Origin of the sequence: Bacillus swezeyi (assembly GCF_001969815.1) — a bacterium.
Lineage (GTDB): Bacteria > Bacillota > Bacilli > Bacillales > Bacillaceae > Bacillus > Bacillus swezeyi.
Map to the genome: position 1 here is coordinate 343,828 of NZ_MRBK01000004.1, position 11,460 is coordinate 355,287.

11 protein-coding genes are annotated in these 11,460 nt (G+C 42.4%); 3 read left to right on the forward strand and 8 right to left on the reverse strand.

Annotation, left to right across the window (positions count from 1 at the left end; all coding sequences use genetic code 11):
* Nucleotides 1–173: 173 nt before the first annotated feature.
* From BTA30_RS04495 to BTA30_RS04510, 4 genes are all read right to left on the reverse strand, one after another.
* Entirely contained in the window at nucleotides 174–911 is a 738-nt protein-coding gene (locus BTA30_RS04495; protein ID WP_076759794.1) for an ABC transporter permease, read from the reverse strand.
* Between the two features lie 11 nt (nucleotides 912–922).
* Nucleotides 923–1,681, reverse strand: a complete 759-nt coding sequence (locus tag BTA30_RS04500) for an ABC transporter permease (RefSeq protein ID WP_076759797.1) — start codon at nucleotides 1,679–1,681, stop codon at nucleotides 923–925.
* On the reverse strand, nucleotides 1,678–2,592 hold the full coding sequence (locus BTA30_RS04505; protein ID WP_076759799.1) for an ABC transporter ATP-binding protein: 915 nt from the start codon (nucleotides 2,590–2,592) through the stop codon (nucleotides 1,678–1,680). Before BTA30_RS04505 ends, BTA30_RS04500 begins: the two co-directional genes overlap by 4 nt.
* Nucleotides 2,593–2,734: 142 nt before the next feature.
* Entirely contained in the window at nucleotides 2,735–2,941 is a 207-nt protein-coding gene (locus BTA30_RS04510) for a plantaricin C family lantibiotic (RefSeq protein ID WP_076759801.1), read from the reverse strand.
* A gap of 296 nt (nucleotides 2,942–3,237) precedes the next feature.
* Between BTA30_RS04510 and BTA30_RS04515 the strand changes: the two genes are divergently transcribed.
* Nucleotides 3,238–3,960 (forward strand): response regulator transcription factor, encoded by a 723-nt coding sequence (locus BTA30_RS04515; RefSeq protein ID WP_076759804.1) that lies wholly within the window; start codon nucleotides 3,238–3,240, stop codon nucleotides 3,958–3,960.
* A complete protein-coding gene (locus tag BTA30_RS04520; protein ID WP_076759806.1) occupies nucleotides 3,957–5,381 on the forward strand; it encodes a sensor histidine kinase in 1,425 nt (474 codons plus the stop codon). Before BTA30_RS04515 ends, BTA30_RS04520 begins: the two co-directional genes overlap by 4 nt.
* Before the next feature lie 352 nt (nucleotides 5,382–5,733).
* On the opposite strand, the gene BTA30_RS04525 is transcribed toward BTA30_RS04520, so the two are convergent.
* The 3 genes from BTA30_RS04525 to BTA30_RS04535 all read right to left on the reverse strand — a co-directional run bounded on the left by BTA30_RS04525 (nucleotide 5,734) and on the right by BTA30_RS04535 (nucleotide 9,205).
* Nucleotides 5,734–7,173, reverse strand: a complete 1,440-nt coding sequence (locus BTA30_RS04525; RefSeq protein ID WP_076759807.1) for a glycoside hydrolase family 1 protein — start codon at nucleotides 7,171–7,173, stop codon at nucleotides 5,734–5,736.
* A 20-nt stretch (nucleotides 7,174–7,193) separates the two neighbouring features.
* Nucleotides 7,194–8,513 (reverse strand): PTS sugar transporter subunit IIC, encoded by a 1,320-nt coding sequence (locus BTA30_RS04530; RefSeq protein ID WP_076759810.1) that lies wholly within the window; start codon nucleotides 8,511–8,513, stop codon nucleotides 7,194–7,196.
* 272 nt (nucleotides 8,514–8,785) lie between these two features.
* Nucleotides 8,786–9,205, reverse strand: coding sequence for a hypothetical protein (locus BTA30_RS04535; RefSeq protein ID WP_076759812.1), 420 nt, complete (start codon nucleotides 9,203–9,205; stop codon nucleotides 8,786–8,788).
* Between the two features lie 191 nt (nucleotides 9,206–9,396).
* Here BTA30_RS04535 and pepT point away from each other — a divergent pair, with 191 nt between their 5' ends.
* Nucleotides 9,397–10,629: a peptidase T gene (gene pepT, locus BTA30_RS04540; protein WP_076759814.1), complete on the forward strand. Its 1,233-nt coding sequence runs from the start codon at nucleotides 9,397–9,399 to the stop codon at nucleotides 10,627–10,629.
* A gap of 359 nt (nucleotides 10,630–10,988) precedes the next feature.
* Here pepT and BTA30_RS04545 read toward each other — a convergent pair whose 3' ends face one another.
* Nucleotides 10,989–11,459, reverse strand: a complete 471-nt coding sequence (locus BTA30_RS04545) for a carbohydrate kinase family protein (protein WP_125921350.1) — start codon at nucleotides 11,457–11,459, stop codon at nucleotides 10,989–10,991.
* Between the last annotated feature and the right edge of the window lies 1 nt (nucleotide 11,460).

Genomic DNA, 11,460 nt, shown 5'->3' on the forward strand with positions numbered 1-11,460 from the left:
ATTGAATTGGCTTCTGATAAATGTCGATTTTTTGGATTTAATCACCTCCTGTGCACAATTTACCATTTTTGTGTCAGAATAGGAAGTTTTCTAAATGGAAATAAGTGATTTTTAAAGTCCATTTCTTAGATATCCTTAAGTTTTCGGGGGAAAATCATCCTTTTCCAGTGCCTTTAAATCATATCCCGCCGAGAGAAATTTCTCACCCCAAATGCTGTTACCAGTACAAACAAAACAATTAATACACTATAAAATAACGGATATGAATCAATTGGTGATTCATCAGGCGGAGACATCCCCAGCATAGGAAGAGTCCAAGGGTAAATTTGTCCCAACGGCGTATTAGCGGCAAGTATGGACGGCAATGTAAATCCAATGCTGACCGCCAGCGGTATACCGAATGTTTTATACCTGATGGAGATGATCAGCTGCAGCACAATAAGCGGAAGGCAGGCGATTGATCCCTGAACCACATATCCTAAAATCGTGAAAAAAGGCAGACCGCCTTTCAGCCCATTAAGGAATCCGAATAAAATAAAGAGTATACATAAGATGCTCATCGTCACGCCAACCATCATGGCAACCATGACGCTTTTTACAAAGAATACCCGAGACCTTAAAACCGGCTGGGCCAGCAGTTGCTTCCATCCTCCGCCCACATGTTCCCCTCTGCACACAAATGCGGCGTATATACCGACAAGAATCGGCAGAACAAAAGATCCCATAAAAACGGCAATTTGGGTCCAGGCTTCAACCCACTCGTTGTCGCCTGGCTGTACAAATAGTTTATAGTTATTCCGAAAGTTAGTGTAGGCCAATATGACGCTGATAAAAGGGGCCAATACATACAACACCCACATTTTCGAACGCTTTAATTTTAACCTTTCAGCAGCTAATATATTTTTTAACATGATAGTTCCTCCTACAGCACGTCTCGCTTTTTAAAATGAAGGGCGCCAACGATCAGCAGCATCAGTCCGACAAAAACATTAATCACAACAAAAGCGGATAGATCCGGATTGATCCCCAAACCCTCATATTGCAAGATGATGGTCGATGACTGGCTGGGGTAAGCAAGCGGAAACCAGCGCGTTGTTATTCCGGCGGCTAAAAATAAACCAACAATTGAGCTGACTGTGCCGATGAGAATTGAAAATGCTTGGTTTTTAAATGTAATAGACAGCCATAATTGAAAAGACATAATCGGCAGAGCCGTAAGCAGCATGACATAACTGTCGCCGAATAAAAGCCCCCATGGTATCGGTTCTTCAAATCCCAAGGCCTTTCCCAGTACAACCATGCCTATTGCAAATAAGGTTGTCGTTAAGAGCAGGCTGTTAAAAAGCCAAATATACTTGCTTAAGTAAATCCTTACTTTTGATATAGGCAGAGACAGCGTTTGTTTCCAGGAATTTGTCTGGTGCTCTATATTTGCAATGATTGAGGCAATAATTGTTACAGCTAAAGGAAACCCCAGCCCAAACAGCATACTGTTATCAAACAGCATATATTGCCACATCGAGGACGCCTTAAACATCTCGGCTTGCTTTTGGACATACTCGCCCCGATAAGTTAAATTCAAGAGTTCATATGCAAGAACAACAAGAGGGACTAAGATGACGACGATAAACAGAGATGAACGCCTCAGTTTCAGAGACTCACCGCGCAACACTTGTCTCATAAACTTCCCTCCGTACCTGTGAGTTCCAGAAAGATGTCTTCTAAAGAACGTTTGACTTCTTCCAATCGGTAAACAGAGACACCCGACTTAACCAGCATTCCGTTAATTTCCGAAACAAATTCAGGCGATGTTTCAGCAATCCATAAGTTCCCTTCCTGAAGCTTCGCATGCAACCCCCGGTTTTGAATAATCGATTGGGCTTCATGAATATTGTTGGCTCCAATTTTCAGGAGTGGTTTTTGTTTTTTCCTTAAAGCTTCGATATCATCTTGAAAAATGAGCTTTCCATTCATAATAATGCCCACTTGTGTCGCCATTTGGTCAATCTCACTCAATAAATGGCTGGATACAAGAACGGTCATCCCATATCTATCCGGCAATTCCTTGATCAGCTCCCGAATTTCATGAATGCCGGCAGGGTCCAGTCCATTTGTCGGTTCATCCAGCACCAAGAGGTCGGGCTTGCTCATTAAAGCAGCGGCAATCCCCAATCTTTGCTTCATACCAAGCGAGTATTCTTTCGCTAATCGATCAGCTACCTTTGTCAGACGAACGATCTCCAAAACTTCCGTAATCCGCGCTTCAGGCAAATCACGCACCCGGCGAATCACCTCAAGATTCTCCCTTCCGGTTAAATTTCCGTAATAAGATGGAGATTCAACGAGTGAGCCGATTCTCTGCAAGATTTGCAGACGATTTTTGCGGATATCCTGGCCAAAGAGCTGAATGTCGCCTTCTGTAGGCTTGATCAATCCTAGTAACATCCTGATCGTTGTCGTTTTTCCAGCCCCGTTCGGCCCTAGGAATCCATATATTTGTCCTTTTTCAATGCTCATCTCTAAACCGCTAACAGATGTTTGTTTTCCGAATTTTTTTGTTAAATTTTTTGTTAATACAATATTTTGTACCATTGTTCCTCACCTCACCTTCATCATAGACTCATTTGTATTAATGCGCCTTAAACTCTTCCTGAACATTACCTAAACAAACATATAAAAAGGCTGTTTTTCTTATTTAAGAAAAACAGCCTTTGGCAATATGAAAATGATGAAATTAGCAAATGCACTCAGAAGTGACTGTACATACACCGCCTCCGCCAGGCAATGTCCATGTACATGCAGCCTCCATATCACCTGCGCCGGCTAATTTATCCATTTGAGCTTCTTCAAGCTCTGTAAATGGATTTCCTGCCGGATTTTGCAGATTATTTTTGCGGGATAGAGGATCTTTCCAAGAAAGAACAATATTTTCTTTACTCATGTTTTTCACCTCCTATTTAGTGTAATACAAATATATCATTACCTTCTAAAATTGGAATATTTTTAGGTGAATATGAGTTATAATTAAAATATTCTTCTTAATCATTGTTAACATTCTCAGGTCAGAGAGCTGAAAGAATGAGGAAAATGGGATGATGTTCTACTCATATGAAGGGCTACTATTTAGAAGTCTTAATTTTAAGAAATTTAAACATCGCTTAAATTTACCCCTGCATAACTTCCTTTACATGCTCATTCATGTAAAAATGAAGGCGTATCATTAATGGAGGTCATAATATGGATCATTCTTTTGGAGAATTTAAAGTGTTAATCGTTGATGATGACCAGCACATTTTAGATTTATTAAACGTGGTGTTTGAAAATGAGGGGTTTTCAGATGTCTTAAATGCCAAAAATGGAGAGGAAGCGCTCCATCTGTTAAAACAACAGCAGCCGGATATCGTACTGCTTGACGTCATGCTGCCGGATTCAGATGGATTCACCCTTTGCAATCAATTCCGCCAATTTACCAATATCCCCGTTCTTTTTCTTACAGCCAAAACGTCTGATTTAGATAAACTGCAAGGGTTCAGCTATGGGGGAGACGATTACATTACAAAACCTTTCAACCCTCTGGAAGTCGTTGCCCGTGTAAAAGCCCAGCTGAAACGATATAAAGATTTTACACCCCCAACGTCCGGATCGTCTTATGATTTTGGAGATTTTCAAGTTGATAAAACATCAGGAAAACTCATTGTTGATGGAGTAAAGATCGAGTGTCCGGCTCAGGAATTTAAGCTTTTATTGTATTTTTGCAACCACCCCAATCAAATCTTAAGCAAGCAAAAGATTTACAGGGATGTTTGGGGAGAATTTTACAATGGCGATAGTACGGTCATGGTGCATGTACGCCGGCTCCGGGAAAAAATTGAAAAAGACCCGAGCCGGCCAAAATGGATTAAAACGGTAAGGGGGCTTGGCTATATTTTTGAAGATCACCCAACAGGTGGAGAGCAATGAAGTTACGAGAACGTATTGCTTTTCACTTCATATCCCGGATTATTCTCCTGATCGTCATTTGTATCGCTTTATTCATCATCAGCACATTATTTTTCACTTTTTTTCTGAATGATAAAGAGACGCATCGCTCTCCGCTTTCTTTATCAAGTGTTGTTCGTCAAACATCTTTGAAAGACGGGAAAATATCCATTGAAGATGACACCATCAGCCATTTAAAGCAATACAATATGTGGCTGCAAATCCTTGATGAAGAGGGGAACGAGCTTTATTCATATCAGAAGCCGCACAATATCCCAAAGCATTATATTCCAGGTGAACTTGTCTCAGATTATGTCTACCCCGCTAAAAAAGGCTTTCATCTATCAACATGGTTTGATACGAAAGAAAATCAGACATTAACGTGGATTTTAGGTGAACCATTTAAAGCTGACAACCCGTTTCTTTATTGGACAAACCAGTTATGGATTCTTTCTATGATCGTGATGGGGATCATTGTTGCCCTGTACTTCGGAAAACAGCTTGGTGCGCCATTGCTTTATATTGTTTCATGGATTGAAAACCTGTCCAAGGGAACATATGCTGAACCGGTATTTTCTTCTTTCATTCCAAAGAAAAAGAAGAAACCCGGATATAAACTATACCAGGAACTAATGAACGCAATGAGCAACCTTACTTTAATCCTTCAGAAAAACAAGGCTGAAAGCGAAAAGCTGGAACAAACACGCGAAGAATGGATGACAGGCGTATCACATGACTTAAAAACGCCGCTATCCGTCATTAAAGGTTATACCATTCTTTTATCATCTGAAAAACATGAATGGAATCAGGAAAAAGTACGGGACTTCGCAAACATTATGCAAGAGCGGGTAGAGTATATGGAAGAATTAATAGAAGAATTCAATCTCACGTTTCGCTTGAAAAATGATGCCCTTCCGATTCAAAAGGAAGAAAAAGACATAGTAGGCTTATTAAGAGAAACATTATCCGGACTGAAAAGCATACCCGAATCCCAAGATAAACATTTCGATTTTCAGTCGAACAAAAGCGCAATTGCGTTTTATATGGATGAAAAATACATGCAGCGTGCATTGGAAAACCTGATCGCCAACAGCATCAAGCATAATCCGCCCGATACAAAAATAAAGGTCAGTATTTTACATGAACCGCATCATGTAACGATCCTCATAGAAGATGACGGCATCGGCATGGAAAAGGAAACATTGGAGCATCTATTTGATCGCTATTACAGAGGAACGAACGCCTCTTCAAATACCTCGGGAACCGGGTTGGGCATGACCATTGCCAGGCAGATCATCTACGCTCACGAAGGTGATATTGACATTTTCAGCGAGCCCGGGCGCGGGACCCAAATCAAGATTATGTTTCAAACCAAGACAGGAGGCAAAGCGCCTTACAGATGATCAGAAAAAATCGAGACTGTTGACAAAATCCTAAAACAGTTTAAAGTTTTAGGATTTTGTCATCTTTTCAGCGTGACCCGAAACCTTTGCTGTCTAGGAAGGGCGAGCATCGGGCTTTCACAGGACGTGATGACAACGGTGTTCGGACAGGACGTCCGCGCACTTAACCGTCGTTCCTTACTTTTAGGTGTGATGACGGCAGCGTTCAGGCAGGACGTCTTAGCGATTAGCGGCCGTTCCTTCCTTGAACGTGAGCACCGACTCAGCAGGCCTGACAACGAATGCGAGAGTTTGTCGACACGCTGAATCATCCCGCTGTTAACGGGATGATTCACAACATGCATTTCTTGTTTTACTTATACAGTCGGTCCAGTTCTGTTTCAAACTGTCTGTTCTGAATAATCTGCCGATAAAAATGCGCCGATTTTTTCAGCGCCCGCCTGCGGTTCTGCTCTAAATGAATCTCAACAAGGCCGTAGCGATTTTTAAATGCATTCATCGGAGATACATTGTCTGTAAAAGCCCAAAGCATATAACCTTTGCAATTCGATCCGTCCGTGATTCCTTTCACGGCTTCGGCTAAATGGGATGAGATAAATTCGATCCGGTAATCATCCTGAATGATTCCATCTTCATTTTTGAATCGTTTTTCATCTTCAACCCCCATCCCGTTTTCCGCAATCAGCCACTCGATATTGCCATACTCATTTTTCATTCTCATCGCCATGTCATAGACAATGCGGGGATAAATCTCCCATCCTCTGAATGGATTCATCTTTCTGCCGGGCAGCTCAAAATGTTCATAATAGTAAGCAGGATGAAACGGCGTTGAATCATTCCATTGTCTGGAAGGCGCTTTGACCCTGCACGGATAATAAAGGTTGATGCCTGCAAAATCAACCGTGTGCTGCTTGATGAGGTCAAGCTCATCCTCATCATGGTCAAAAACAATCTCATGTCTCACCAAGAGTTCCATCAGTTCTTCCGGATAACCCCCCTTGATGCATGGATCTAAAAAGACCCTGTTGAAAAATAAATCATAGATATGTGCCGCTTTTTGATCATGCTGTGCACTTGATCTCGCATACGTAACCTCCGGGTTCAAAATAACACCGATTTTTGCGTCTTCTCTGAGCCAGGCCTTCCCGGCCCGGAAAAGCTGAACGGCCTTTGCCGTCGCCAGCGCTTTGTTAAAGTTCCACTGCATCCATTTTTTCGTGTTCTGCTCATACGGATAACGAATTGCATCAAGATAAATGCGCGTTTGCGGCACAATCGGTTCATTAAAAGTAAACCAGTATTTCACCCGGTCTCCATATCGTTGCAACACTTTTTCCGTATACGCCGTGTATAAATCCACGACATGTTTAGACCCCCATCCCCCGTATTTTTCCATCAGCGCAGCGGGAATCTCATAATGCTCAAGACATATCATCGGCTCCACACCTGATGCGATTAACTCATTGATGACGTTGTCAATATAACCGGCATACACTTCGTCAACTTCAGCCGTTTCATAGTCAATCAGAAAGCGCGACCAGTTAATCGATGTCCGGTAATGAGTCAGCCCAATCTCTTTCATATACCCAATATCCTCTTTGTAGCGGTTGTAAAAATCGGTTGCCACCGCAGGCCCGTTCCCGTTGTGCCAAATGTGTGCAGCATTTTTATACCACATATCCAAATAAGAATCCTGTGACGGCCTCTTCCCGTCCCAACCTTCAGTCTGCCAAGCCGATGCCGCTGCACCAAGGATAAATCCATCAGGTATCTTCCAAGTTTGTGTGCTCATTTACCATGCTCCCTCCTGTTTTATACGGTCATATTTTGTTCAGTGCTGACGTCATAGTTGCGGTTCATCAGAATGACAAACGGCAAATAAATGAAGACAGAAGCAATGATGCAAACAATTTGTGTCAGGACCGCCCCGAGGCTTCCTCCCGTCGAAAGCCACGCGTTGATAAGCGGGGGCGTCGTCCAAGGCACCATGACAACAGCTTTTCCTGCAAAACCGGCCGCCGTCGCGAAGTAGCCGATCGTACCCGTTACTAGCGGTGTGATCACAAACGGAATCGCCATTAACGGATTCAGCATGACGGGCAGTCCGAATATCACCGGCTCATTGATGTTAAAAATCCCCGGGCCAAACGACAGTTTTGTGATACTGCGCATATCTTCCCGTTTTCCGGCAATGAAAATCGCAATCAGCAAACCAAGCGTTACACCGGAGCCTCCGATGCTCATATATACATCCCAAAACGGCATCGTAATAATATTGGGAATTGTTTCACCCGCCGCATAAGCATTCATATTGACGGTGATTGAAGCAAGCAGCAAAGGCTCTCTTACCGGCTTTACCATTTGGTTGCCATGAATACCGATGACCCAAAAAAACTGGGCGACAAACATTAAAGTGAGGATGCCAGGCAGACCTTGGATAACCCCCTCAAGCGGTTTTTGCACGACATTATAGACGGCCTCATGCAGATAGACACCTGTTAGTTGATAAAAAGCAAAACCGCAACTGGCGATAAACGTGATGGTGATGATAGAAGGAATTAAGGAGGCGAATGATAGCGAGACATTGGCCGGCACACTATCCGGCATTTTGATGTTCAGCTTATCCATGTTCACAAGCTTGCTGAAGATTTCTACTGATGCGATCGATATAAACATTCCCAAAAAGAGCGACTTAGGGTCCGTAAATTCTTTAGCCAAGACGTTGACCACTTCCTGCATAGAGCCATTGACCTCTAACATCACTGTAGAAGGAATGACTGAAATATAGGACATCAACGCCATAAGACCAGGAAAAAAGGATTTCAGCCCATTTAATTTCCCCAATTCAATCCCAATGAAAAATACCGCACCTATCGTGATAAAATTCAATGTTGCATAATTGATTGACGCCATGACCGGCTCCAAAGCAGCCAAAAATCGAAAAGCCGGAAACACCGCAAGACCTGTCTCAGGACTCATCACCATGTTCTGCATCAAAACCGCAAAAGCGCCGACAATGATGACAGGCATTAATGTAACAAATGCCGATTTAATGGCTTTAATATACTTGAAACTGGTAATTTTAAAAGCTGCTTGCTCCAAGATTTGCGTCACCTTCGCTATTTTGCTCACATTTATCCCTCCCTTTATTTGACTTGCTTTCACCTTATCTTGAAAACGGTTTCATTTGGATGCATATTTTTTCCTTAGGGAGAGGAAAATTTTAAATTAAGAATATCAACAGAAGATATCAGACATATGTTTTGATATCGCCAACCGGAAGATGGCAGAGAAATCATTGATGCTTCTTGGATAGACCATGAGAGTGTTTAGTGATTTTTTCTGAGGGGGAAATGATCCGCTATTTTTGAAAAATAGCGGTTTGGTGAACAACAAAGCCCTGTTCATTTTTTTGTAAGCGTCACTCGAGAAGATCGATTTTGGCCGGACGGCTCCGGGAAATTCTCATTTTCTAGCTCTTGGCGAAGCTCGTTCATTTCCGACCGTTTAATCTGATATACAGCTTCCAGGCGAACCAAAAATTCCGGCCTTATCTTAAACGCATGAATAATCGAGATGACCCAAACGATGAGCAGCATTTTCATGGCCAAATCGAAAAAGAGCGTTCTGGCCGTAAAGGCGGTGCAGAGGACAACCGCCGCATAGGCGACTCCGGCAAGAAGCCACTTTTTCTGCTTTGTCCGCGCTCCTATATAAATAAATGCAAACCAGCTTAGAAACGCAAATGGAACCCATGTGAACAATATCCAAAAGGAATGTGCGATCTCCCATTTTGCGCCTTCATTAGTAAAACCTTTCGCCATTTCTTTACTCTCCTTACAGCTGTTGTTTATAGTTTCCAAAAGATAGTTCATATTACCCCGTCCGATAGAACCATTTATATCTATTATACTAGATTTTTCTATAAAAGGAAGAGCAAAAGATTTCGGCATCCCATTGCTCGATCAGGAGTGATAAGATAAAGATAAAACCAACAAATGGAGATGAAGGAAACATGAAGAACAAATTGATTGAACGACTCACTTCATATGCAAAGGTCGACACACAGTCAAATGAAAACAGTGAAACTACTCCTTCCACACCGGGCCAGCTGACACTCGCCAATATGCTAGTTGAAGAATTAAAGAAAATCGGCATGGAAGAGGTCACGATCGACGAGAATGGCTATGTGATGGCGACGCTTCCCGCCAATACGGATAAACAAGTATCGACAATCGGTTTTTTGGCCCATGTCGATACAGCGACTGACTTTACCGGAAAGAATGTCAATCCGCAGATCATCGAACAGTATGACGGAAAAGACATTGTCCTCAATGAAGGGCTCGGCGTCGTCTTATCTCCCGAAGAATTTCCCGAGCTTGCGGGTTATAAGGGGCACACATTGATCACAACAGACGGAACGACGCTTCTCGGAGCCGACAATAAAGCCGGCATCGCAGAAATCATGACGGCGATGGAATATTTAATCAATCACCCCGAAATCAAACACGGAAACATCCGGGTCGCGTTTACGCCTGATGAAGAAATCGGCCGCGGCCCGCACAAATTTGATGTGAAGGCCTTCAATGCGAAATTTGCGTATACAGTTGACGGCGGCCCCCTCGGCGAACTGCAATATGAAAGCTTTAACGCTGCCGCAGCGAAAATTACGTGCAAAGGGACAAACGTCCACCCCGGCACGGCGAAGGGAAAGATGGTTAACTCCGCCAAAATCGCAATGACATTCAATGCCGGACTGCCGGAAAATGAAGCTCCCGAATTTACAGAGGGCTATGAAGGCTTTTATCATCTGCTTTCCATCGACGGAGATGTGTCAGAAACAAAGCTGCATTATATTATCAGAGATTTTGACAGAGACCGTTTTAACGAGAGAAAAGCGACGGTCGAAAAAATCGCTGATGAACTGAGAGCTGAATATGGAGCAGACAGCATCACTGTCGATATGAATGACCAATACTACAACATGAGGGAAAAAATTGAACCGGTCAAAGAGATCGTCGATATTGCCTATCAGGCGATGAAAAACTTGGACATCGAGCCTGTCGTCCAACCAATCCGCGGCGGAACGGACGGCTCCCAGCTGTCATACATGGGGCTCCCTTGCCCGAATATCTTTACCGGAGGGGAAAACTTCCACGGCAAATACGAATATATTTCCGCCGACAATATGGTGAAGGCTGTGAATGTTGTCTTGGAAATTGCGAAGTTGTTTGAAGAAAGGGCATAATACCAAAATGAAAAGCCATTTTCCAACTGGATAAGAGAGTTTCTATGATAGTCAATTTCTTACGAAGCCGATAGAGTATTTAACAAAAGAATTCATCGGTAAAAAATGACAGGTGATAACTTTAAAAAAGAAAACATGGAAACATTTTAAATAATCTTATCTTGATATTTTTAATGTTTCCTTTATAAACTGATTTTGAGAGGGCTTTTATGTATTTTATACCTGGGATTTGTTTCATTTTTATTTGATTTGTTAATGATATTCTTTATAAAATTATTTTCTCTATCTTTCTCTAAGAATGTGGTAGATGGTAATGGCAATGAAAGTGTATCGAATTATTTTCAGTTTGACGTAATGATTTACCCATTATTTTGATTTCTGTTCACTTCTTTCAAAAAAATAAAGCTTAGAATATAAACAAAAAAAGCAGGGTGAAAAGGCCTGCTTTTTTTAATTATTATATCAAGCTGATTTAAAATGAAGGATATCCCCTTTGTGATACATTCCGAGTATACCTCATGCAAATCGGCCGCATTTTTCCGGTAAAAATGAAAGCTTCTTGGACTTGCTGCAGATACAAAGCTCAATCCGGTTTCACCGTCATCGCTTCGAACGATATAGGCAGTATCTCCCCCTTTTTCTTCAATAACGCCGATAACGTAACCGCCAAAATGATCGTTAGAAACTTCCTTTGTCAGCATGACTGCTGCGCACCGAATTTTCAACAGCAATCGCACATTCAAAGGCTCTCTGCCGGCAATGCATTCAAATCCGGCTCCAATGTCCAGAGCAGTTGCTTTGGGCTGGGATAAAATCAATGAGCGTCTCACC

Bases quoted from the DNA above. Each gene is read 5' to 3' on its own strand.
- BTA30_RS04495 (WP_076759794.1), bottom strand. From the start codon at position 911: ATGTTAAAAAATATATTAGCTGCTGAAAGGTTAAAATTAAAGCGTTCG.
- BTA30_RS04500 (WP_076759797.1), bottom strand. From the start codon at position 1,681: ATGAGACAAGTGTTGCGCGGTGAGTCTCTGAAACTGAGGCGTTCATCT.
- BTA30_RS04505 (WP_076759799.1), bottom strand. From the start codon at position 2,592: ATGGTACAAAATATTGTATTAACAAAAAATTTAACAAAAAAATTCGGA.
- BTA30_RS04510 (WP_076759801.1), bottom strand. From the start codon at position 2,941: ATGAGTAAAGAAAATATTGTTCTTTCTTGGAAAGATCCTCTATCCCGC.
- BTA30_RS04515 (WP_076759804.1), top strand. From the start codon at position 3,238: ATGGATCATTCTTTTGGAGAATTTAAAGTGTTAATCGTTGATGATGAC.
- BTA30_RS04520 (WP_076759806.1), top strand. From the start codon at position 3,957: ATGAAGTTACGAGAACGTATTGCTTTTCACTTCATATCCCGGATTATT.
- BTA30_RS04525 (WP_076759807.1), bottom strand. From the start codon at position 7,173: ATGAGCACACAAACTTGGAAGATACCTGATGGATTTATCCTTGGTGCA.
- BTA30_RS04535 (WP_076759812.1), bottom strand. From the start codon at position 9,205: ATGGCGAAAGGTTTTACTAATGAAGGCGCAAAATGGGAGATCGCACAT.
- pepT (WP_076759814.1), top strand. From the start codon at position 9,397: ATGAAGAACAAATTGATTGAACGACTCACTTCATATGCAAAGGTCGAC.